The sequence below is a fragment of the Nitrospirota bacterium genome, assembly GCA_015233895.1.
GTDB lineage: Bacteria > Nitrospirota > Thermodesulfovibrionia > Thermodesulfovibrionales > Magnetobacteriaceae > Magnetomonas.
Genome location: JADFXG010000006.1, coordinates 90,295 through 110,469 on the forward strand (window position 1 = coordinate 90,295; position 20,175 = coordinate 110,469).

24 protein-coding genes are annotated in these 20,175 nt (G+C 41.6%); 5 read left to right on the forward strand and 19 right to left on the reverse strand.

The window, feature by feature from the left end:
- Positions 1–13: 13 nt before the first annotated feature.
- From HQK88_06555 to HQK88_06570, 4 genes are all read right to left on the reverse strand, one after another.
- Positions 14–2,161, reverse strand: coding sequence for a methyl-accepting chemotaxis protein (locus HQK88_06555; protein MBF0616461.1), 2,148 nt, complete (start codon positions 2,159–2,161; stop codon positions 14–16).
- A gap of 20 nt (positions 2,162–2,181) precedes the next feature.
- Entirely contained in the window at positions 2,182–3,231 is a 1,050-nt protein-coding gene (locus tag HQK88_06560; GenBank protein ID MBF0616462.1) for a chemotaxis protein CheW, read from the reverse strand.
- A gap of 1 nt (position 3,232) precedes the next feature.
- The gene (locus tag HQK88_06565; GenBank protein MBF0616463.1) at positions 3,233–4,747 is read right to left on the reverse strand and encodes a tetratricopeptide repeat protein; all 1,515 of its coding nucleotides are present in this window, start codon (positions 4,745–4,747) and stop codon (positions 3,233–3,235) included.
- Positions 4,748–4,939: 192 nt separating this feature from the next.
- Positions 4,940–5,485: a hypothetical protein gene (locus HQK88_06570; protein ID MBF0616464.1), complete on the reverse strand. Its 546-nt coding sequence runs from the start codon at positions 5,483–5,485 to the stop codon at positions 4,940–4,942.
- A 172-nt stretch (positions 5,486–5,657) separates the two neighbouring features.
- On the opposite strand from HQK88_06570, the gene HQK88_06575 reads away from it, so the two are divergent.
- Positions 5,658–7,181, forward strand: coding sequence for a methyl-accepting chemotaxis protein (locus HQK88_06575; protein MBF0616465.1), 1,524 nt, complete (start codon positions 5,658–5,660; stop codon positions 7,179–7,181).
- A gap of 92 nt (positions 7,182–7,273) precedes the next feature.
- Here HQK88_06575 and HQK88_06580 read toward each other — a convergent pair whose 3' ends face one another.
- The 10 genes from HQK88_06580 to HQK88_06625 all read right to left on the reverse strand — a co-directional run bounded on the left by HQK88_06580 (position 7,274) and on the right by HQK88_06625 (position 13,135).
- Entirely contained in the window at positions 7,274–8,707 is a 1,434-nt protein-coding gene (locus HQK88_06580; GenBank protein MBF0616466.1) for a DUF4139 domain-containing protein, read from the reverse strand.
- Between the two features lie 11 nt (positions 8,708–8,718).
- A complete protein-coding gene (ndk, locus tag HQK88_06585; protein MBF0616467.1) occupies positions 8,719–9,135 on the reverse strand; it encodes a nucleoside-diphosphate kinase in 417 nt (138 codons plus the stop codon).
- 38 nt (positions 9,136–9,173) lie between these two features.
- Positions 9,174–10,100, reverse strand: coding sequence for a malate dehydrogenase (gene mdh, locus HQK88_06590; GenBank protein MBF0616468.1), 927 nt, complete (start codon positions 10,098–10,100; stop codon positions 9,174–9,176).
- Positions 10,097–10,684 carry a DedA family protein gene (locus HQK88_06595; protein MBF0616469.1) on the reverse strand — a complete coding sequence of 196 codons (588 nt, stop codon included), beginning with the start codon at positions 10,682–10,684 and terminating at the stop codon, positions 10,097–10,099. The genes mdh and HQK88_06595 overlap by 4 nt, the downstream gene beginning before the upstream one ends.
- Before the next feature lie 2 nt (positions 10,685–10,686).
- Positions 10,687–11,064: a hypothetical protein gene (locus HQK88_06600; protein MBF0616470.1), complete on the reverse strand. Its 378-nt coding sequence runs from the start codon at positions 11,062–11,064 to the stop codon at positions 10,687–10,689.
- A 459-nt stretch (positions 11,065–11,523) separates the two neighbouring features.
- A complete protein-coding gene (locus HQK88_06605) occupies positions 11,524–11,904 on the reverse strand; it encodes a nucleotidyltransferase domain-containing protein (protein MBF0616471.1) in 381 nt (126 codons plus the stop codon).
- 92 nt (positions 11,905–11,996) lie between these two features.
- Entirely contained in the window at positions 11,997–12,155 is a 159-nt protein-coding gene (locus HQK88_06610; protein MBF0616472.1) for a hypothetical protein, read from the reverse strand.
- Between the two features lie 96 nt (positions 12,156–12,251).
- Positions 12,252–12,500: a pentapeptide repeat-containing protein gene (locus HQK88_06615; protein MBF0616473.1), complete on the reverse strand. Its 249-nt coding sequence runs from the start codon at positions 12,498–12,500 to the stop codon at positions 12,252–12,254.
- Between the two features lie 328 nt (positions 12,501–12,828).
- Entirely contained in the window at positions 12,829–12,945 is a 117-nt protein-coding gene (locus HQK88_06620; protein ID MBF0616474.1) for a type II toxin-antitoxin system YoeB family toxin, read from the reverse strand.
- Entirely contained in the window at positions 12,926–13,135 is a 210-nt protein-coding gene (locus HQK88_06625; protein ID MBF0616475.1) for a prevent-host-death protein, read from the reverse strand. The genes HQK88_06620 and HQK88_06625 overlap by 20 nt, the downstream gene beginning before the upstream one ends.
- A 147-nt stretch (positions 13,136–13,282) precedes the next feature.
- Between HQK88_06625 and HQK88_06630 the strand changes: the two genes are divergently transcribed.
- Positions 13,283–13,612 carry a DMT family protein gene (locus tag HQK88_06630; protein MBF0616476.1) on the forward strand — a complete coding sequence of 110 codons (330 nt, stop codon included), beginning with the start codon at positions 13,283–13,285 and terminating at the stop codon, positions 13,610–13,612.
- Positions 13,613–13,648: 36 nt separating this feature from the next.
- Here HQK88_06630 and hemW read toward each other — a convergent pair whose 3' ends face one another.
- Both hemW and HQK88_06640 read right to left on the reverse strand, forming a co-directional pair.
- Positions 13,649–14,767 (reverse strand): radical SAM family heme chaperone HemW, encoded by a 1,119-nt coding sequence (gene hemW / locus HQK88_06635; protein MBF0616477.1) that lies wholly within the window; start codon positions 14,765–14,767, stop codon positions 13,649–13,651.
- 17 nt (positions 14,768–14,784) lie between these two features.
- A complete protein-coding gene (locus HQK88_06640) occupies positions 14,785–16,491 on the reverse strand; it encodes a PQQ-like beta-propeller repeat protein (protein MBF0616478.1) in 1,707 nt (568 codons plus the stop codon).
- Between the two features lie 143 nt (positions 16,492–16,634).
- Here HQK88_06640 and HQK88_06645 point away from each other — a divergent pair, with 143 nt between their 5' ends.
- From HQK88_06645 to ispG, 3 genes are read left to right on the forward strand one after another with little or no spacing between them, the layout of a single operon-like run.
- Positions 16,635–17,045, forward strand: a complete 411-nt coding sequence (locus HQK88_06645; GenBank protein ID MBF0616479.1) for a hypothetical protein — start codon at positions 16,635–16,637, stop codon at positions 17,043–17,045.
- Positions 17,046–17,062: 17 nt separating this feature from the next.
- Entirely contained in the window at positions 17,063–18,223 is a 1,161-nt protein-coding gene (gene mltG / locus HQK88_06650; GenBank protein MBF0616480.1) for an endolytic transglycosylase MltG, read from the forward strand.
- Positions 18,223–19,281 carry a flavodoxin-dependent (E)-4-hydroxy-3-methylbut-2-enyl-diphosphate synthase gene (gene ispG, locus HQK88_06655; GenBank protein ID MBF0616481.1) on the forward strand — a complete coding sequence of 353 codons (1,059 nt, stop codon included), beginning with the start codon at positions 18,223–18,225 and terminating at the stop codon, positions 19,279–19,281. Before mltG ends, ispG begins: the two co-directional genes overlap by 1 nt.
- Before the next feature lie 13 nt (positions 19,282–19,294).
- On the opposite strand, the gene HQK88_06660 is transcribed toward ispG, so the two are convergent.
- From HQK88_06660 to HQK88_06670, 3 genes are read right to left on the reverse strand one after another with little or no spacing between them, the layout of a single operon-like run.
- Positions 19,295–19,519: a pilus assembly protein HicB gene (locus HQK88_06660; GenBank protein ID MBF0616482.1), complete on the reverse strand. Its 225-nt coding sequence runs from the start codon at positions 19,517–19,519 to the stop codon at positions 19,295–19,297.
- A 16-nt stretch (positions 19,520–19,535) separates the two neighbouring features.
- The gene (locus HQK88_06665) at positions 19,536–19,751 is read right to left on the reverse strand and encodes a DUF2283 domain-containing protein (protein MBF0616483.1); all 216 of its coding nucleotides are present in this window, start codon (positions 19,749–19,751) and stop codon (positions 19,536–19,538) included.
- Positions 19,736–20,050: a hypothetical protein gene (locus HQK88_06670; GenBank protein MBF0616484.1), complete on the reverse strand. Its 315-nt coding sequence runs from the start codon at positions 20,048–20,050 to the stop codon at positions 19,736–19,738. Before HQK88_06670 ends, HQK88_06665 begins: the two co-directional genes overlap by 16 nt.
- Positions 20,051–20,175: the final 125 nt, after the last annotated feature.

Genomic DNA, 20,175 nt, shown 5'->3' on the forward strand with positions numbered 1-20,175 from the left:
GAATACTCATTTCTCAGACCATCTCCTTAAGCTCTTTTGCCACCTCGTTAAGGTTTTTGATGCCCAGCTTTGTCTGAGTGATTCCTGCTGAGGTTTCCTTGACCCCTCTGTTTATTGAGCTCATTGCATCCACCACCTGTGAAATAGCAGCGGATTGCTGTTGAATGTTCAGAAATATTTGCTGAATGTTCTCGGCTGAGCTTCTTATAACTGTAGTAAGTTTGTTAAACGTTTCTGCAGTGTTTTCGGCAAGTTCCATTTCTTTATCCACAGTTTTTGTGCTTTCCTCAGTTACCATGACAGTGGAATTTGTGGCTTTTTGGATCTCAGCAACAACCTCGGTTATTTCCTCTGCCGATTTTTTACTCTGTTCGGCAAGTTTTCGTATCTCCATAGCAACAACTGAAAATCCTTTTCCGTGCTCACCAGCTCTTACCGCCTCAACTGCAGCGTTCATAGCCAGCATCTTGGTTTCGTTGGCAAAGTCTGACACTACAGCAGCAATACTCTCAATACGGGTGGTTTTTTCGCTAAGCTGAAGAATTTTTGACGCAGTAGCTTCAACCCTTTCCTTTAGCATAGTCATGCCGTAGAGCATTTCATTTATGTTGAGAGAGCCGTCATTTACCATAACCAGCACCTGTCCTGCCCCATCGGAGGCGGTCCGTGCCTGCTCTGAAGATTGTTTAAACGAGGCCGATAGCTCATCCATCGTGGTAGTGGTTTCATTAACAGCTGAGGCTTGCTGGGCTGCAGTTCTTTCGTGTTGCTCCACAGTGCTTGAGATTTCAGTTGTGGAGGATGAGATAGAGGTTATCCCTTTGTTAAGCGGAACACTTAAGGCCCGGCTTATAAAGTAGCTGGCAGCTAAAACGCATATAGCCGTGATTATTCCTAAAATCCACATGAATTTTTTCAGCTCATGTGATGTTACCAGCGCCTGACTCTCAGCCTCCTCTAAAATAATTACCCATTTCAACCCCCCAGCGTTTACCGGAGCATGTGCTATAAGTACCGGTACATTCAAGTAGCTGAGCGCCCCCTTATGGCTGTCTGTGATACCGTTTAATGATTCTTTAACATCAGGAATTTTTACCTGAAGAGTTTCAATTGTGGAGTTGTACCTTTTTATATCATCTGTCACCTTTCTATCAACTCCAAGTTTCTGAAGCGTATTGATAAAAGTGTCCCTCGACTCTATTAAGGCTCTTGAATCTGTCTTCATATGAAAGTCATCTCCAACTAAATAGCACTCCCCTGTGTTACCAAGGCCAACACCTTTCCAGTCCTTGTTGTTAGTCATTATATCATTTACCCGGCCTATAGGCATTTGGAATGCGAGGACGCCTATTTTTTTATCGCCATCAAATATGGGAGCGGCTATAAAACCGGCTGCGGCGTTTTTTGATGGTATATAGTGGTCATAATCCACGATTTTAGTAAAACCCTTTTCTTTGGATTTTATAGCGGCATCAAATGCTTTAGCAAGGTTTGAATCACTATACGGGCCGTTTACTATATTAGTTGCAAAATCCAGCTCTTTCTCTTCAGTATATACAATGTAGCCTTCAGTATCTATTAAAAATATGTCGTAATAACCAAACTTCTTTGCATAGTTGCGAAATATTTTGTGGTATTTCTTATGTACTGCATTATATGTGTTATCGCCCGCTGCAAAGTCCAGTTTGTCCTTGCCGCCAATGGGGTAAGGGTTCCCTGATATATAATCGTTCTGAAGAGCCTTAACTGTTTTTTTCTGCGGCCACCATGATGTTATGATATTATCGGGTAAATCAGGGATGCTGTCTTTTAGTGCCTGATATTGTACCATAAGCTGGTCGTCGTTGTGTTTTTGGTTGGAATCGTATCTGGCTCCGGATTCTTTGTCAACAAGAGAAAATGCACTTGAGAACTCTTTCATAGCATCCACAGTCATTCTGCTTTCGCTAAGTGTAGAAGCCTGAGCAATTATCCTGCTAAAATACTGCTCAACCTGAGATTTTTTAAGCTCTCTCATCCCAACAAGTTTATCAAGGGTCTTTTGAACAAATCTATCCCTTGTCTTTGAGTATGAATAAATTCCAACTGTGGTAAACGGTATCATTCCTATTAATATAAACAGAGCAAACAGCTTCATCTTAAGTGGCATTTTTACATTCATCAAAATTCCTCCTATATTGGTTACAAAATATCATTGACAATTAATGACCCTCTGTATAGAACGTTTTGCAGGTTTAACACCACAATAGCCTTATTATCAAAGAGGGCGGTACACTTAAAAAAACTTTCATTGGCGTGTTTAATTGCTATAGGGAGCTCTTTTTGCTCCGACACCGGCACATATAAAACATCACGAAGCGATTCTATACAAATGCCAAGTGTAAAGTTATCAATTACTACTATAACAGCAGAGTCCATAGCCCTACCGCTGCTTTTGGTCATCCCAAGGGTGTCGCGAATATCTATCAGAGTTACTATCTCACCCCTTAGGTTAATGTTTCCAATCACATGAGAAGGACAGCAGGGCACCTGCCGATAGTCATTAACAGTTACGAACTCTCTTACAACGGTAAGCTCAATGCCAAACAACTCATCTTCAAGTTCTACCACTGCAACAGGCATAAGTGAGCTGCTGTCTTTTTGTTGGTTATTTTTATGAGCTAATGCCACTGCTCTTTTATGAAAAATGGCGGCAGTCTCTGTAGGGGTGCCCGGCGATTGCCCTTCAGATGGAAATAATTCCTCTGCCAAAACCTCCCGCCCCTGGTAGTTGCTGATTACAGCCATCACACGAGAGTCAAAGAGTTTGTGGTGGCTTAAGATCATCAGTATATTTTCATTAATTTTTGCCACGTGCTCTATAAAACCGCTCCGATGCATTATATCATCAGAGTAAAGCGGCGCCTTTTCTATTGAATCTGAGGATACGTCATAAATGTCCATAATTTCATCTACTATGACGCCAATTCGACGTCTGTTGTGGCTAAATACAATAACCTTATCTGTCAAAGCGAACTTATGCCCTTTGCGTCCAAAGCGTTTGTCAATATCTATCAGAGGGATAACGTTTCCCCGGACGTTGATAAGCCCGGCCACGTACTCAGGAGCCTCATCTACGGGTTTAAACTCAGGCAGATGAATGATTTCCCGCACATGCAGCGTATCAACTGCATAGACAAACCTGCCGCAGCGGAAGGCAATATAGGGTATTAAAAATGCCTCTTCTGTCATATTATTCCTTAATCCCGCTTTTGGCTTTCGGTGCTACGTAAGAATTATTCAACTGCACGAGCAGCTCTTTTACAGTCAGGCCGCTATAGAACTCAATTTCAGTATCAGGCGGTAAACTGTCAAGAATACTGAGTGCGTTGTCTTTCAATTTTAGCGCCTTTGCTGTGTCTCCTGTGTGCTCGTAAATAGCGCTTAGCTCAAGATACGCCGCAATACAGCCGGAGTTAAGATAGATAACCCGCTTAAGCATATCCTTTCCCTCCTCAAGGTTGCCGTACTCAGCGGCAATATGAGCAAGCAGATAATACGGGCGTATATCAAGCGGATTTATGGCAATAGCCTCTTTACAGACAGCGGCTGCGTTTGTAAGATCTCCGGTATTAGCGTAAGCTTCGGCCAGGAGTGCGTATGCGTCAGATTGTTTAGGGTTGTCAATTAGAAAAAATCTCATTTTCTCTATAACCTGTGGGTACTTACCGTCTTTTAACAGAGCCTTAGCCTCGTCAACAAGCACTGAGGGAGAGGGACGAACGGCAGCCGCCCTTTTAATTGCGCTCTTTTGCGGCGTGGCGTAAGTAGAAGGTGTCTTATGAGAGTGGTGCTTTTCTGATTTTTTAACCGGTATATGCTGAACCGGTATGATTTGAGGAGGTAAAAAACTAACCAGAGGCTCAGTGTGTCTTTTGTGTACTTTGTCACTGCGCCTGAAAATAGTTGAATCAGGGTAGGCAATCGGCATAAGGTCATGGTGTGGCACAGCTTGAAGCTCGGCGTGGCCGGTTAGCAGATAACCGCCGTCTCTGAGGCTCTTTGTCAACTTATTAAGCGCAATCGTTATATTTTCAGGTTGAAAATAAATAAACACATTCCGGCATATGATTAAATCCATGTCATAAATGCCGGAAATAATATCGGGGTAGTTGTCTTTAATCAGGTTACCCTGTTTAAAGGTAACCATACGGCGAATACGCGGCTCTATTTCGTAATGGCCTTTTCGCCTTATAAAATAAGTGGCAATTACATCTTTAGGCACCATGCGGAAAGACCAATCGCTAAAGATGCCTTTTGCCGCTTTATCTAAGGCACTTTCATTAATGTCGGTGCCGATAACTGTTATATCCCACATGTGAATATCAGGTATAAGCTCGTTAATTACAATGGCAAGGGAGTATGGCTCCTCTCCGGTTGAGCAACCGGCGCTCCATAGCCGGAGGGTACGTTTTTCCTTGTTATACTCTATAAGTTCTTTCAAAATAGTGTTTCTAAGCAATGAAAACTGCCCCTTATCCCGAAAGAAAAAACTCTCACCCGTGGTAATTTTCTGATAAAGGACTCTCCACTCGTGCCTGCTTTCCGGGGAGTCTGTTGCAAGAAATGCACAGTAATCGTCCGACGACTGTAAAGACACGTGCCTCAGCCTTGAGTGTATTGTGGCATTTAAGTCTTTCTCATCAACGTGCAGGCCGGTATGAGCCGAAATGAAGCTCTGAATGTTTGTTAAAGACGGACTCTCCATAATTCAAAATTGTCTCATGAAAAACTCATCATTGCGCCCTCATGACCACCTATGGTAACGGACCCTCCGTATTCAACATTTTGAGACACATATAAATTATACAACAAAGACTCTAATATTATAAAGTTAAAAAAGAGCCCTGCTCACAAAGCAAGGCCCTTTTTGTTACAATAACAAAATAAGAACTTGCAGTTACTTAAAAGGATTTGGAATATTGATGTCTGGAATATTGATGTTTACGCCGGATGCAGTAGTGGTTGTGGTAGTTGTAGGCTCAGCAACCGGTGCTTGTCCATAGCTTCTTATTCTGTCAAGCGCGACCCACTCATCCGTTGACTTGTCGTAGCCGTCATAGTGGATATATGTTTGATCTCCCTGTGCTTTAAGCACTGTGGCAGCGTACCACGTCCCATTCGAAAATACCTCAACCTTATCACCCCTCATAAAGCTACTGGTTACGTTTGAAGAGGCCGGAGTTGTAGTTTCAGCTCCTCCGTTGCTTCTTATCCTGTCAAGCCCAACCCACTCATCCCATGACTTGCTGTAGCCGTCATAGTGAATATACGTGAGCTCTCCCTTTGCTTTAAGCACTGTTGCAGTGTACCAGGTGCCTTTCCACAGCACCTCTACTTTGTCGCCCTTGATAAAGGCCTCTGACACAACTACAAAACCCAGAGCGAGTGTCAGTGTTAACAATAAAACAAAAAGCCTGGAACCAAAACGTCTCCTCTTACCCATTGAAACCTCCTTGCTGTTAATTTTTTGATTAAGTGAAACTGCTGACTTGCGACATTATACATCATTCAGGTAAATAAAAACTTGATTTTTTACTTAATTATATGTTTTACTGTGACAAAAGATATTGTTAGTTTTATTGGTAACTTTTGTAATACTTTAATGGAGGAAAGTAATGAAAAGTCTGTCTATGGTAACCAGAACATTAGTACCGATTCTTTTAGCTGCAGCCGCTGTATTAATAACTATTGTCATGTTAACTATTATAATGTCAAGGGATATTGTTCTGGATGAGATAAAAAACGGAGCAATTAAAGGATACAAGGATACTGTTTTAAATGCCCTTACAACTATGATGATAACCGGTAGTATCAAAGACGGTAAGAAGCCGTTTATTGAGCAGATGCAAGGCAGTGTAAAAATAAAAATACTGAGAAGTGAAGCACTCGACAAAGACTACGGTAAGGGAGAGCCGGATCAGTATTCAGCAGATAACGTTGAAGCTGAGGTTCTCAAAAGCGGCAAAGAACGCACAATTATAGAAGGCAATACCGTGCGGGGATTGTACCCGTATATTGCAAGTAAGAACTTTATGGGGCGTGATTGTCTAACCTGCCACAATGTCAAAGAGGGAGATGTGCTCGCTGTAGTCAGTCTTAGTGTATCTATGGCTAAATCAGTAGAAAGTATCAAACGGCTCAAATATATTTTTATCACGGCAGGCCTGTTGGGTTTGCTGATTATAACGGTAATTTTCATTTATACCTTTAAGAAAACTCATAAGCCTTTGGTTGAACTGTCAAAGGAACTTCTTGCGATGTCAAACGGAGATTTAAATGTGCATTTTGACTACAACACAAAAGATGAGATAGGGTTACTGTCACAAGGATTTAACCAGATGGTAACCAATTTAAGTGAGCTGGTAGTAAAGATAAGAACGGCTGCCGATTACGTATCTTCATGCAGCGGGGAGCTAAGTGACAATGCACAGCAAATAGCAGATGGCTCAACGCAGCAGGCGGCCTCCGTGCAGGAGACCTCGGCTTCAGTGGAACAGATGACCAGCAGTATCAGACAGAGTTCGGACAATGCCGTGCAGACGGAAAAACTGGCTATGAAATCCGCACGGGATGCTACAGAGAGTGGGACATCTGTGACGGAGGCGGTTGGGGCCATGAAAGACATTGCCGGTAAGGTATCAATTATAGAGGAAATTGCCAGACAAACTAATTTATTAGCCCTCAACGCCGCCATAGAGGCAGCGCGTGCCGGCGAGCAAGGTAAGGGTTTTGCCGTAGTAGCCTCAGAGGTAAGAAAACTTGCGGAACGCTCGCAGAAATCAGCCGGCGAAATAACCCACATATCGGCAACGACCGTAACAATAGCCGAGAAGGCAGGGGGTATGCTGAATAGTTTGGTACCCGATATTCAAAAAACTTCTGAGCTTGTACAAGAGATAACTGCAGCAAGTCAAGAGCAAAGTACCGGTGCTGAGCAGATAAATAAAGCCATTGGGCAGCTTGATGAGGTAATACAGCGAAACGCCTCGGCAGCAGAAGAGCTGGCATCAACTGCTGAGGAATTAAATGCACAAGCGATAGAACTTCAAGAGGCAATAGGTTTCTTTAAGACCGGTGAGACTAACACATCAGCAAAAGGGCGTAGTACTAAGGCTGGTAAGAAATTGCTGTCAAGGTAAGGTAAATAGTTCCGGTGCGTTTGTGGACTGATTACTTATTTAACAAACGTGCCGGAACACAAAATATATTCAACGTAGTATTATAATAAACCTTAAAACTTCATAGAAACCGTATAATTTAACTTAACCTCGCCGTCTTTAGGTACGTCAATGGCAAACTCCAGAAGGTTGCTTTCAGCTTTTTTGTAAGCGTGGGAATTGTTGAGGACTTTCCACTCTCCGGGAACCGGTTCCAACACCCGAACTCTTACGTCTTCTTTTTTATGATTTTTCAAGACGATTTCAAACGATGCCTCATAGGTGTCCCACTCCAGCTTTTTCCAGTCAGTCTGTTTATGCTGCCCTGTTATGTCAAAGGCATCTCCCATCTTGATTCTGATTTTTTCGTCCTTTGGTGTATGATCAACTGTGTCCTCTCCGATAAACTGTAACGCACCCTCGCTATCGGCCTTATACACCCTTACTGTGCCCTTAGGAATGGGAATTCCAAGGTTATTGTCCTTACGGTTATCAATTTCAACATATACACCGACTTTCTCTTTGGGAATATTGTCACGGTAAACACTTCTGAAATAATACGGCTGTCCACGAAAAACAAAATCCTTATGCACAACCAGATTGTCCTCCTTCAAAAGCCGTATCTGCTTGATCTGGTTGTTTTTTATAGTTGATGGCCTGTTAAGAGTGTAGATATGGTATTCAAAAAACCCCTCCTCTTTGAATGATTGTTGGGCAGGTGCCGCAGCAACAGGCATAGACTTATAAGCTGCGGCGTCTCTGTAGGCATTTTCTATAACACGGTTAACATCACCGGCAACGAGTTTCAACTTTGCGCCAGCATAGTTAGCCCCGCTTTTGTTTTCAATTGTAACCCAGCCGGTTAAGTCAGCTCGCGTATCTTTTTGGTTTAACAAAAGAACATAGTCGGCACGCCAGTTTATTCCGTTTGTCAGATAAGTAACATCAACTTTTTGCTCAGAAGTGCCTTCATTGTTCAAAAGCCACTGAAGTGTGGGTTTAGCAATAAGGTTTTCAGGCAGTTTTGGGAAAATTATCCGCCCTGGATGATTATAAGTTATCTCATCCCCAATTTTAAACACCGCCGCACCATTATTGTTTGAAAGCACGGTAGCCTTTACTACCTCCTCTTTGTCATTGTAGTAATTTTTCTGGTAGAGCTTAACCTCTTTGCCAACATACTTATCAAGCAGCTTTTGAGGAGTAAGAAGGTCATACTCATAGTTCTGTTCAAGAACGCTGAGGACTTTCTCTCCGGCCAGTGCATGGATGCTTACGCTTTGAGGGATTATATCGGCTGCCACATCCATATAACTTAAAAGCACCCTACCCGTGGGTAACTTTAAAACACGCTCCTCTTTAACCAGCCCAATATTTACATTATAAACCGTAAGAGCTACTGACTTCTGATCGGAGGCGGTAGAAGATGACTGAACACCCTCCGTTTCGGCATGGGCTATTACTGATGTGGCCAAAATAAAAGCAACAGCAATAACGAAAAGCTTCATTGTTCTGTTTATCAACCAGCTATTTCAAGTGCTGAAAAGAAATAAGGGATTTCAAAAGATGCGGACTCCTCCGAATCAGAGCCGTGAACGATGTTTCTTTCAACATTATCAGCAAAATCAGCCCTTATAGTGCCGGCTGCTGCATCTTTAGGGTTAGTAGCCCCCATCAACTCACGCACCTTATCTATCACTCCGTTTCCCTCAATCACCATAACCACAACCGGCCCCTCGGACATAAATGTGGTCAGCTCACCGTAAAACGGTCTTGCATTATGCACTATATAAAACCCCTCGGCTTCTCTTATTGACAAGTGTTTCATTTTAAGCGCAACTATTTTAAATCCCTGTTTTTCAAACCGTCCGATTACCTCTCCTATCAAGTTTTTCTTAACCCCGTCCGGTTTAACAATTGAAAGCGTTCTTTGCATCTGTAATCTCCTTTATATTTATATTTAATTTATGGTATCTAAGTTATTGATTTTACAAGATTTTTAACTGCATTGACAGATTTCATAAAAGCGTTCTTTTCATCCTCGTTAAGGTTAATTTCGATAATTGCTTCTACTCCGTTTTTACCCAGCACTGCAGGAACTCCGGCATACACGTGATCTACCCCGTATTGTCCCTCAAGACAGCATGAAACAGGAAGCACCTTTCTTTCATCCAGTAGAATTGATTTAACCATTTCATAAATTGATGCGGCAGGCGCATAGTAGGCGCTTCCGGTCTTAAGCAGCGCCACGATTTCAGCCCCGCCATTTCGGGTTCGTTCTACAATTGCGTCAATTTTTTCTTTAGATAATAATTCCGTAACCGGTATTCCCCTTACTGTGCTAAATCTGGGAAGCGGCACCATCTGATCCCCATGGCCACCCATTAGCATAGAGCTTATAACCTCAGGCGATACTTTAAGTTCTGCAGCAACAAACGAGCAAAACCTCGCTGCATCTAAAACCCCTCCCATGCCCATTACCCGATTAGAGTTAAAACCGGTTGTCTTAAGCACAAGGTGCGCCATCACGTCCATCGGGTTTGTTACCACGATAACGACAGAGTCCGGCGCATGTTTTAAAATCTCTGCGGCAGCGCCGCTTATGATTCCGGCATTAATTTTAAGCAGATCATCTCTGGACATGCCTGGTTTTCTGGCCATTCCGGCTGTTACAACTATGACGTCAGAGCCTCTAATTGCCGCATAATCATTTGTGCCAATAATAGTGGCTGAGGAATTCCAAAGCGGACAGGCCTCAGCAATATCAAGGGCTTTCCCTTGCGGCATTCCGTCAACAATATCAAAGAGCACTACATCACAAAGCCCTCCCATAGCAAGCAACTGAGCCGATGTTGCCCCAACATTACCGGCACCTATTACGGATACTTTTTGTTTTTTCATCTTTTCACCAACTTTATTATTAAAATTACGATTAGTGCGGCTATTATAACTGAAACCCCTATGATATGAAAAGACTTCTCAATTCTGGATTTAATCCCGGGGCCAAAATAATAAAATGGTGCAACAAGAATAAAAAACTTTGCGCTTCTGCCTAAAATGGACGCTATTGTAAAAACAAGGATGTCGCCTCTGAAAAATCCGGCAGCTATGGTAAAAATTTTGTAAGGGACAGGGGTCAGAGCCGCCATAAAAATCACCCAGGCCTCATGGTTGTGATACGTAAGGCGCACTGATTCAAACTTCTCATGTGTCATGTAATGGAAAACAATTTTCTGTCCGATACTCCAAAACTCAAGCCCAATAAGATAACCAAAGAGCCCTCCAAGCACAGACGATATTGAGCAGACAAAAGCATAGTAAAATGCTTTTTTGTGGCGGGAAAGGCACAGTGGAAAAAGGATAACCTCCGGCATAATCGGTAAAAACGCGGATTCGGCAAAAGACAGGATAAACAGCGCAGGCACTGCGTATGAGGTGTAAGCCCAGTGCAGAACCCAATCATAGAATTTCTTTAAAAACTTCAAAATTAGTTTAAATTAGAGACTGTTACTTTAATAACATCTTTAAGTTTTTTAAGCGGTACTGGGTCATCAATAAGCTTTCCAACCGGATTAACCGATGACGCCGCTCTGGGTTCATCGCCAACACTAACAGGAGTGGGGCCAAAGAATATGCACAGTGCGCTGCCCACAGGCCACACAGCAAGCTCTCCAATTTCCATGACGACCTTTGCGCCCGATTCCTGCTCCACCCTGATGCCGCAATCCCCGTAGTACTCGTCCCCCCACCGGCTCATAGAAAATTGAAGCGGCAGCAAGGATTTTAATTTTTTTGCCGTCTCGGTGTCATTAAGCTCTGCCGTTAGTACCAAATCGCCTGTTGTTATCAATATCTTATCTGACATATCTTCATGCTCCTATTTAAGTGGTTTTTCAAAATTAACCCCTGCTGTAGATATTAAGATATCATGGCACGTCTTGTCAAAAATAAGTAGATTCAAAAAGGTAAATTAAGTAAGGGAAAGGCACTGCCTTTCCCTTAAACCCTATCCGCACGGGGAAATGATTTCCCCGTGACCCCTCGGTTTTCAGTTAACGATTAAGAGGTTTTATTTTAATGTTGTTTCATTGTCTTTGTTGGTAAAGAATTTTTTAACCGGCGTTCCGCCGCTTAAAAAGTCTTAATACGAGCTCTGCCCGCACAACATATGAGCAGATTAAAAGATTTAAACGCTTTAAAGTTAACTCCACTAAACTGTTTCTTTCAGCTAAGGATATATTAAAAGAACTGGATTACTGCTCTACATCGGGTCACTGATCCCTGAGAATGACAAAGAAGTGGATGTTTTTTCTGTCATTCTCTTTTAAGCCATTCCCTTGCTTTCATGATATTTTTCATAGATAACCTTCCCATTTTTATCTGCCTCATAGTAAATCAGATATGGGTCATCTTTAAGCTCAGCAAATCTGTCAAGGTCTAATGCTAAAACATCAACAGGAGCTCCGATATTTCTAAAATGCAGATATATATTTTGCACTAACTTTCTCTGGTTCTTTAGATTTTTCTTCAAAACAAGAAGATCATAATCACTACCAGCATTATTTGTGCCTGCGGTGTAAGAACCAAAAAGGATTATCTTGTCAGGTCTTGCCACCTGAACTATCGTCCTTACAGCATTTGCAAGCGGTGAGGGAATCCCTTCACTACATACCATCCCTTCAGTTTTGTCTAACCCTTTAATCATCTCAAAATCCACTCAGCTCTAATCATGATTTAGTATAACAGTTCGGAATTAAAATGACACATCAAAAATCACCGATAACCTGGAATAGTACTCTAACTCCTGCGTTCCTTACCAACCTTCTGTAAAACATCGGGACACTTCTTTCCCATATTTTTTATTATTTCATTAGCTACGGTTCTATTATCATTGCTTCTAACCCACTCCATACCTTTCAACACAGCTTTTGACATTTGAGGACTTTCACACGCCATTTTGCTTCTCACATGTATAAACTCGGTCAAATTGTCGTTCTTTTGTAGTAATGCGACAAGTTCGTTTTTATCTTTTTATTTAAATTTTGCACATCTTTATTTTGCGAGTTTAATATTGTTTTTAACAGATTCAAAAGATGAAGTACGTTCTATTTTTGTCAGATTATCATAATCTAAATTGTTTTCTATGTCTAAAAAACTAATGTTGTCATAATATATGCCTTTAAGAACAGTATATGTCAAATCTGCACATTTTACCGAAGCTCCTTTTAAATAAGCCCCTTGTAAGTTAGCACTGTAAAAATTTGCTCTCTCTAATTTTGCTTCTCTGAAATCAGCATTCAAAAACACTGTTTTTGCGAAATCACCAAATCTTAAGTCTCGTCCCTTTAAATCAATCCCCTGGGAATAATCACGTTCGGCATCCTCTTTTGTCTTGTTATAGGAAAGATAACGGACAATAATAGTGTCACTAACTTCTTTAAGAAGGAATTTTACTTCTGGTACTTCAAGATTGCGGTGGATTATCTTGCTTATTATAATATTATCAAGTGTTGTGTTATCAAATTTCTTTATCCTTATTTTTTTTATTGGCCCTATAGAAGTTAACGGAAATTTCTCATGGGACTGTTCATTTTCGTTTTCAGGGTTTTCCGCCCATTTATAAACTTTTTTAGCGTGAAAGAAAATATTTAATAAGATTAATAATTTTTAAAACTTTTTTCTTGTCTTCTTTTACCCACCACTCTAAGTCCTCAAGCGCATGAGGGTCAAACACCAAGCTTCTCAAAAACAACCTCTACAGGAATACTCTCAATGCGTTCCCTTGACTTTTTAAGCCTTTCCCGCATGGTATTGCTCTTTAGAAGATAGGCTGTCTCCTTTTCAGATTCAATCTCACGCCATAAATCTATAGGAACTATGACCCCACTTACTTTTCCTGTTTTGTCTGATATGTACTGAATATCCGCATCGTTCATACAAACTCCTCTATTCTGATATTGTTTATATTATAACAAAAAAGCTATATTACAGATTGTTCAAACGATAGAGTATTTTTTTTTATAATCATTTATAATATTAAGAATAATGATTTCACAATATTTATCTGAAGTGAGACTTACTGATTGAAAACAATAATACTTCTGACAGTATCGAACGTATTTATGACTTTTGCATGGTATGGTCATCTTAAGTACAGAGGAAGCCCGCTTTTTAAAGTTATCTTAATAAGTTGGTTTATTGCTTTTGTTGAGTATTGTTTTCAGGTGCCAGCTAACCGGATTGGATATGGACAGTACACTGGCGCACAACTTAAGACCATTCAAGAGGTGATAACTCTGGTGGTTTTTTGCGTTTTTTCCATTTTCTACCTGAAAGAAGACCTGAGGTGGAATTACATAGTGGGGTTTTTCTTCATACTGGCCGCAGTGTTTTTTGTTTTCAAGAAATGGTAAACAACTTTTCTCGTTAACCTGTCGTTTTAAGGTTAATTAATATTCAGTCAACTGTCCGATACAAAAATTACTCACTAAAAACCCTTTCTCTGTCAGCGTTATTATATTACCGTTGATTTCAATGAGTCCGGCGTTTAATAATTCTACCGCAACTTTGGGAATGTTTTCAAAATGTACTCCGTAAGTGGTTCGCAGTCCCAAAAAAATTCTCTCTCTTTCCGCCTCACTTTCTGTCACTATAAGCTCATCTACAATTGGCAGTGTTCCGTTACTAATAGCCTCAGTGTAAGAGTTTATGTTTGCAGCATTTGAATATCTTTTAATTACGCCATCTGCTGCAATGTGCGAATGTGCAGCGGCTCCAAATCCGGTATAAAACCCACGTCTCCAGTAGTTTAAATTATGCTGACACTGCCTGTCTCTGAGCGCATAGTTGGATATTTCATAATGGCTGTATCCCGCTTTTTTAAGCGTTTTAATTAAAAACTCATACATCTCTATTGTAGTGTCTTCATCTGTAATCTGTATCTTTCCGGCTTTGATATCCTCCCATAGCGGCGTGTGCTCCTCCGGAGTCAGCTCATAAGCCGATATGTGGGCGGGATTATAGCTTAGTGCTTCTTTTACCGTATCCTGCCATACAGCCATACTTTGCCCCGGAATTGCATACATTAAATCCAGCGAAAAATTCGGATAAATTGCGCTAACCCTGCGGATTGCCTCCCGTGCATCAGCTGCGCTATGAAGTCTGCCCAATGATTTTAATACATCATCACAGAATGATTGAACTCCAAGGCTTATCCTGTTTACTCCGAGTTGTCTCAGCAAAAGTAGATTGTCATAATCGCCTTGAATAGTTACCGGATTTGCCTCAACTGTGATTTCAGCATCGGGATGTATTTCGAAATTATCATAAAACGTACGTATAACGGCTGAGAATGATTCGTTTGATAAAACTGTCGGCGTGCCTCCGCCAAAATAGAGTGTGCGGATCTGTGTTATTTCACCACGGCGCATATGTATTTCCCGTATCAGCGCATTAATATATAACCGTTCTGATTCTACGTTTTGAGGAATCGAATAAAAATCGCAGTACCGGCATTTTCTGAGACAAAAAGGAATATGTACATATATGAAGCTCTCTTTGGTTTCCATAAGCATATGTTACTTTACTAAAATCCAAGTATTAATTTATTTCCGCCAGGACCTATTGTGCTGTTATCCTCGCAAAGAAGTCCGGCTAAATTACGTCTGGGGCTTGTGGTTCCCTGAAAACAGCTTACAACCACAGTCTTACAATTTAATCCCGTCCCTGATGAGTAAAATGTAAGCATTCCACCGTAAGAAGTAGCGCTCCCAAGCTCTGATGACAGCCCTACGGTATCATTCCCAAAGTATATGTACTCACCGTTAAATGTCATCAATTTTGACATTTTAGCATAGAGCATAGTTGTGGGGAATTCCTTTAATGCGCCGGTTGGAGTTCCGTCAGAGTTTGCTCCCATCGCAAAATACAGTGCTGTAACATTATCTGTCGAAACATTAGATATCTCACAGTAGGTTACATTGTTTGTATTAGTGTGGAGATATGGCAGCGAATATGTGACTGTTGCTCTGCTGTTTGAAACTATTGTACCTGAGTTTACAGTTGTGGTTGTTGTGGAGGCAGTAGTTGTCGTTGAAGTACTGTTTGACGATGAGTCTTTCACCGCATAAAGATATGTATCGTCCGAGCTGAAATACAGTGTGCCGTCAGCTCCTATTGCCGGACAGTTTTCCACAATGCTTGCTGACGTTGAATAGATCCAACGAAGAGTTCCGTCTGATTTAAGGGCATACATTTTTCCATCCACCGACCCCATATAAACAGTTGAGTCAGCGCCGATAACAGGAGCTGTCAGAACCCCATATTGCGGACCTGTAGGATCAATATTCGTCCCTGTCTGGTACGACCACAAGGTACTGCCAGTGCTGGCACTTAGTGCATAAATCTTACCATCTACCCCTGTACCCGTATAAATAATGCCCGATGAGGAAAGGGCTGGTGTTAAATACTCTGCAGTACCATCAGCCGATTGCCACAACTGTGTCCCATCTGGTTGAAACGCATGAACCCGCTTATTGCCGCAAACATAGATAGTCCCGTCTTGTCCAACCACAGCGCCACTGGCTCTGACAGGATCTATGTTTTTACTCCATTTGAGAGTGCCGCTTGCGGAGTTCAACGCATAAAGAGTCCCATCAGTTTGATCGTGTGGGTCTCCGGCTCCCACATACACACTAAGTCCGTCGGGGCTTAATGTAGGGGAGGCAAGTGGAGCTATGGAGCCAGAGGTCTTATATTTCCACTTAAGGGTACCGTCGGGATTCACAGCATAGACATATGTATCCCGCGAACCGATGTACAAGGTGCCATCGCCTCCTATGCAAGGTTCCCCATAAATATTTTCTGTTGCCTCGGAAAAAGTCCACTTTGAACTACCGGCAGATGTAAAAGCGTAAAGAGTTGTTCCCCCAACGGCATATACAGTGCCATCAGTGGCAACTGCAGTTGCTCCGTCACCACTTAGAGTAGCGCTCCATATCAGCTGCCCTGTTTCTGTACTCAGTGCAAGTAATTGATTATTAGCAAAATTAGCATATATTGTTTGTCCATCATTGCTTATGCTTGGAGTGTTGGGCGACATGCTTGTATTAGAACCGCTGGTACTTCTGTAACTCCATTTCAAAGTATTTGTTTGCGGTCCGTTATAAGCACTCTGCCCTGTATGCTGTGCATCGTGATGAAACATAGGCCATGGGCTTACTGAACCACTATATGTTACTTCTGCATAAAAGATACATAGACAGCATAAAAAAGATACTAATTTAGATTTCATTTAATTGACCCCCCTTTAATATCCTGTTATCATTCTCATTTTGGTTAAACACTCCACCTTTCTGTTAAGTTGCCAAAAAAAACTTCCTCATGTTACAGTATATACCAAAAGTGTGGGCTAAAGAGCATATGAGGGACAAGAGTATGGATTTCAAGTATATAGAGTATTCAGATTTTTTTTATCAGACCAATCATAAGACGGCAACCCCTCTTGAGCGTACCGGTAAATTTGTTCAGTTAACAAATGAAACCACCGAGTTTGTTGTCTTCTCTCCTAAAGACTATACCACCTACCATGCCGATATACTGGTGATTTTCTGTAAGCAGCAGGAAATTGCGCACACCCATAATGCGGCTGATAAGTATCTGGAAATTGCGGATACCGGTTGGAAAATCATAGGGGGCGGGTCGTGGAAAATAGATGAGAACGAAAAACTTCTTGTTCTTTGGGGTTTCTCCCAGGCGTATGGCAAATTTAACCCTGAGGGACTTAAAGAAAAACTCGCCACAGTCAACGTCCTTACCGGCTTCACCATTCAAATAGATGGTAAGTGAAGCAGGAGGCTAACACTATGAAAAAGAAACTCATTATTTCAACTCTTGTAAGCGGGCTGCTTTTTTTTGCCTACTTTTACATCGAGCTGCGTATGCCTGTCAGGTTTGCAAAGGATGAGGTTGAGGTTTATATTGCAAAAGGGACATCCTTTAAAGGTGCTGTCAATAAACTTGTCAACGAAGGGGTTTTAAGAAGATTTTCGTTGATCTATTTTGCCGGTAAATTTAAGGGATTTGACCGGCGTATGAAGGTTGGTTTTTATAAGTTTAAGAGCGGACAGTCTCCGCTTTCTATAATAGAGACGTTAGGGTTGGGAGATACGGTTAAAATAAAGGTCAGCGTGGTGCCGGGTGAGACTCTAAGAGATATAGCCCGTAAGTTTGGCGAGGTTAACAAAACCGAGGAAATAAAGGATAGCACAAAGCTGAGTGAGGATTTTTTAAAGCAGTCAAATGACACCGATCTTCTCAAAAGTTTAAATGTAAAAGCACCGTCTCTTGAAGGCTATCTGTATCCTGACACGTATGTGATAGAAAAGGGCATATCCTCAAAAGATGCGTTAAATACAATGGTAAGCAATCTGAGGAAACACTATCCACCGGACTTTAAGGAAAAAGCATCAGCCATTGGAATGACGGAAAATCAAGTTCTGACACTGGCCTCTATAATAGAGAAAGAGGCAAAACTTGACAGCGAGCGTTTTCAGATTTCAGCCGTCTATCAGAACAGGTTAAAGATGCAGATGCAACTACAAGCCGACCCCACGGCCATCTACGGAGTGAAAAGTTACAAAGAGGGGGTAACTAAAAGCGATCTGAAAAATGTTACACCTTATAATACTTACAAAATTTACGGACTCCCTCCAGGACCAATAGCGATGCCCAATCAAAGATCAATACAGGCAGCCCTTGAGCCTGCCGATGTGCCATACTTATACTTTGTAGCCAAAGGAGACGGCTCTCACAGGTTTTCAGAGACTTATGAGGAACACCTGATAAATGTTGATAAATACAGAAACACAATTAATAAATCAGCTGCTGAAGCTACTCAGATAGAACCTGCTCCTGATACTAAAAAACAACAGCATATGAAAATTACAAAAAAACGAAAAACTGGTAAGGTTCACAGTAAGAAGAAGATAAGTAAAAAGTCAGCTCATAAACGGAAAAGACGATAATGTTAAAAAGGGCAAAAACCAGACAGATCCACCTCTCTAATGTGACAATAGGCGGGGACGCTCCCGTATCAGTGCAATCAATGACAAAGACCAGAACCACCGATATTGAGGGCACGGCATATCAGATTAATTCCCTTGAAATAGCAGGCTGTGAGCTGATCCGTCTTGCCGTTCCTAACATGGATGCGGCACTTTGCTTAGGGAAAATAAAGGCGCAAATCCACATTCCTATGATTGCCGATATACATTTTGACTGGAAACTGGCACTTGAGGCTGTGGCACAGGGGATGGACGGGTTGCGGATAAACCCGGGAAATATAGGGCCATTGTGGAAAGTAAAAGAGGTAGTCACAGCGTGTAAAGACAACGGCATTCCTATTCGTATAGGTGTAAACGGAGGATCGCTTCAAAAAGATATACTGGCTAAGTATGGGCATCCCACACCGGAGGCAATAGTGGAAAGCGCCGAGCGCCACATTGAAATACTTTACGACATGGATTTTAAGGAAATAAAAGTATCCCTTAAGGCATCAAACGTGCCAATTACAATAGAAGCCTACAGATTGTTCAGCAGCCGGCACGACATTCCGCTTCACATAGGAATTTCAGAGGCCGGAATACCGGAAACCGGAATAATAAAAAGCGCCGTCGGTCTTGGCGCACTCCTGTATGAAGGAATTGGGGATACGATGAGGGTGTCTCTGACAAGTGAGCCTGAGGAGGAGGTACGTGTGGCGTATGAGATATTAAAATCTCTGGGGATACGGCAACGGGGTATAAATTTCATATCGTGCCCGACCTGTGGCCGCACGCGCGTTAATCTGGTAAAACTCGCACATGAGGCGTCAGAGCGTCTAAAGGCAGTGCAAAGCACCGTAACAGTGGCAATAATGGGCTGTGAGGTAAATGGCCCTGGTGAGGCCAAAGAGGCCGACTACGGGATAGCTAGCGGCAGCGGCGAGGGACTGCTGTTTAAAAAAGGTACTGTTGTCAGAAAGGTAAAAGAGTCCGATTTGATTACCGCTCTCATTGATTTGATTAATGAAGAGATAAATTGACTTTTTAGTAAATCTATACAACGTCTTGCATGGATTTTATCATGAGAGTGGGAAGTTTACGCTTTTCGGCCTCAAAATGACTAATTACATCATCAACAACCTCACATAGTTCAGAGTACAATTTTACAGGATTATCCCCATGGATACAGGTAATCAAATCAGGACACCTTCCAATATATGTTTGATCCTCATCACTCCATTCAACCCACTTATGGTACATATCAGTTGCCTTTTTCATTCTAATGCCAACTTTTCTATGCAATATGCGTCTTCAATCCAAATGACAGCGGCTTTTCCTCATTTAGCGTACTAACATTCATGATGGAAAACCCAATAATATTTCCTGCGCTGTCAACCTTTTCCATTACGGCGTCATTGTCAGTCTCTCTGAAGTAACCAACCTCCTGCTTAAAGACAACCTCAAGATAATCCCCCTCTTTATCGTACCATACTTTTATCTCTTCTGCCATAATATAGTACCTCGCTTAATAGTATCTGTAAAATAAGATGTTATAATGAAAAAATCGTTCTCTCCTTGTTTTACAATAACGCACATATATTTAACACCAACCGGAGTAGTCTTGTAATACCTGTAAAACAACTCCACAAAGGTATCTGATAACGACCTGACAATGACATCAGGTTCTAACAAGGTATCTTTTATTTTATCAAATTGCTGAGACATTTCAGGGTGATCGGCTTCGATATGCGCTATACGCTCATCAGTAAGGCGTATTTTCCTTTTAAGTACATCATCAAGCCATCTCATTTTTTTCTTTCATTTTTCTGCTGACCCTCCCTGCCATTATTAACAATAATAGCACGATTTAATATTTTGCGTCACTTTTTTAAATTCATTTTAGTTAACTTTCCCTCACAACCCTTATTGACGCA

What these genes read in the sequence shown, in the direction of transcription:
- HQK88_06625 (MBF0616475.1), bottom strand. Translation starts at nt 13,135, where the DNA reads ATGAACGATGCGGATATTCAGTACATATCAGACAAAACAGGAAAAGTA.
- HQK88_06605 (MBF0616471.1), bottom strand. Translation starts at nt 11,904, where the DNA reads ATGATTAAAGGGTTAGACAAAACTGAAGGGATGGTATGTAGTGAAGGG.
- HQK88_06665 (MBF0616483.1), bottom strand. Translation starts at nt 19,751, where the DNA reads ATGGCAGAAGAGATAAAAGTATGGTACGATAAAGAGGGGGATTATCTT.
- HQK88_06575 (MBF0616465.1), top strand. Translation starts at nt 5,658, where the DNA reads ATGAAAAGTCTGTCTATGGTAACCAGAACATTAGTACCGATTCTTTTA.
- HQK88_06555 (MBF0616461.1), bottom strand. Translation starts at nt 2,161, where the DNA reads ATGAATGTAAAAATGCCACTTAAGATGAAGCTGTTTGCTCTGTTTATA.
- HQK88_06640 (MBF0616478.1), bottom strand. Translation starts at nt 16,491, where the DNA reads ATGAAATCTAAATTAGTATCTTTTTTATGCTGTCTATGTATCTTTTAT.
- HQK88_06565 (MBF0616463.1), bottom strand. Translation starts at nt 4,747, where the DNA reads ATGGAGAGTCCGTCTTTAACAAACATTCAGAGCTTCATTTCGGCTCAT.
- ispG (MBF0616481.1), top strand. Translation starts at nt 18,223, where the DNA reads ATGTTAAAAAGGGCAAAAACCAGACAGATCCACCTCTCTAATGTGACA.
- mltG (MBF0616480.1), top strand. Translation starts at nt 17,063, where the DNA reads ATGAAAAAGAAACTCATTATTTCAACTCTTGTAAGCGGGCTGCTTTTT.
- HQK88_06660 (MBF0616482.1), bottom strand. Translation starts at nt 19,519, where the DNA reads ATGAAAAAGGCAACTGATATGTACCATAAGTGGGTTGAATGGAGTGAT.
- HQK88_06560 (MBF0616462.1), bottom strand. Translation starts at nt 3,231, where the DNA reads ATGACAGAAGAGGCATTTTTAATACCCTATATTGCCTTCCGCTGCGGC.
- ndk (MBF0616467.1), bottom strand. Translation starts at nt 9,135, where the DNA reads ATGCAAAGAACGCTTTCAATTGTTAAACCGGACGGGGTTAAGAAAAAC.
- HQK88_06570 (MBF0616464.1), bottom strand. Translation starts at nt 5,485, where the DNA reads ATGGGTAAGAGGAGACGTTTTGGTTCCAGGCTTTTTGTTTTATTGTTA.
- HQK88_06580 (MBF0616466.1), bottom strand. Translation starts at nt 8,707, where the DNA reads ATGAAGCTTTTCGTTATTGCTGTTGCTTTTATTTTGGCCACATCAGTA.
- mdh (MBF0616468.1), bottom strand. Translation starts at nt 10,100, where the DNA reads ATGAAAAAACAAAAAGTATCCGTAATAGGTGCCGGTAATGTTGGGGCA.
- HQK88_06610 (MBF0616472.1), bottom strand. Translation starts at nt 12,155, where the DNA reads ATGGCGTGTGAAAGTCCTCAAATGTCAAAAGCTGTGTTGAAAGGTATG.
- HQK88_06645 (MBF0616479.1), top strand. Translation starts at nt 16,635, where the DNA reads ATGGATTTCAAGTATATAGAGTATTCAGATTTTTTTTATCAGACCAAT.
- HQK88_06600 (MBF0616470.1), bottom strand. Translation starts at nt 11,064, where the DNA reads ATGTCAGATAAGATATTGATAACAACAGGCGATTTGGTACTAACGGCA.
- HQK88_06670 (MBF0616484.1), bottom strand. Translation starts at nt 20,050, where the DNA reads ATGAGATGGCTTGATGATGTACTTAAAAGGAAAATACGCCTTACTGAT.
- hemW (MBF0616477.1), bottom strand. Translation starts at nt 14,767, where the DNA reads ATGGAAACCAAAGAGAGCTTCATATATGTACATATTCCTTTTTGTCTC.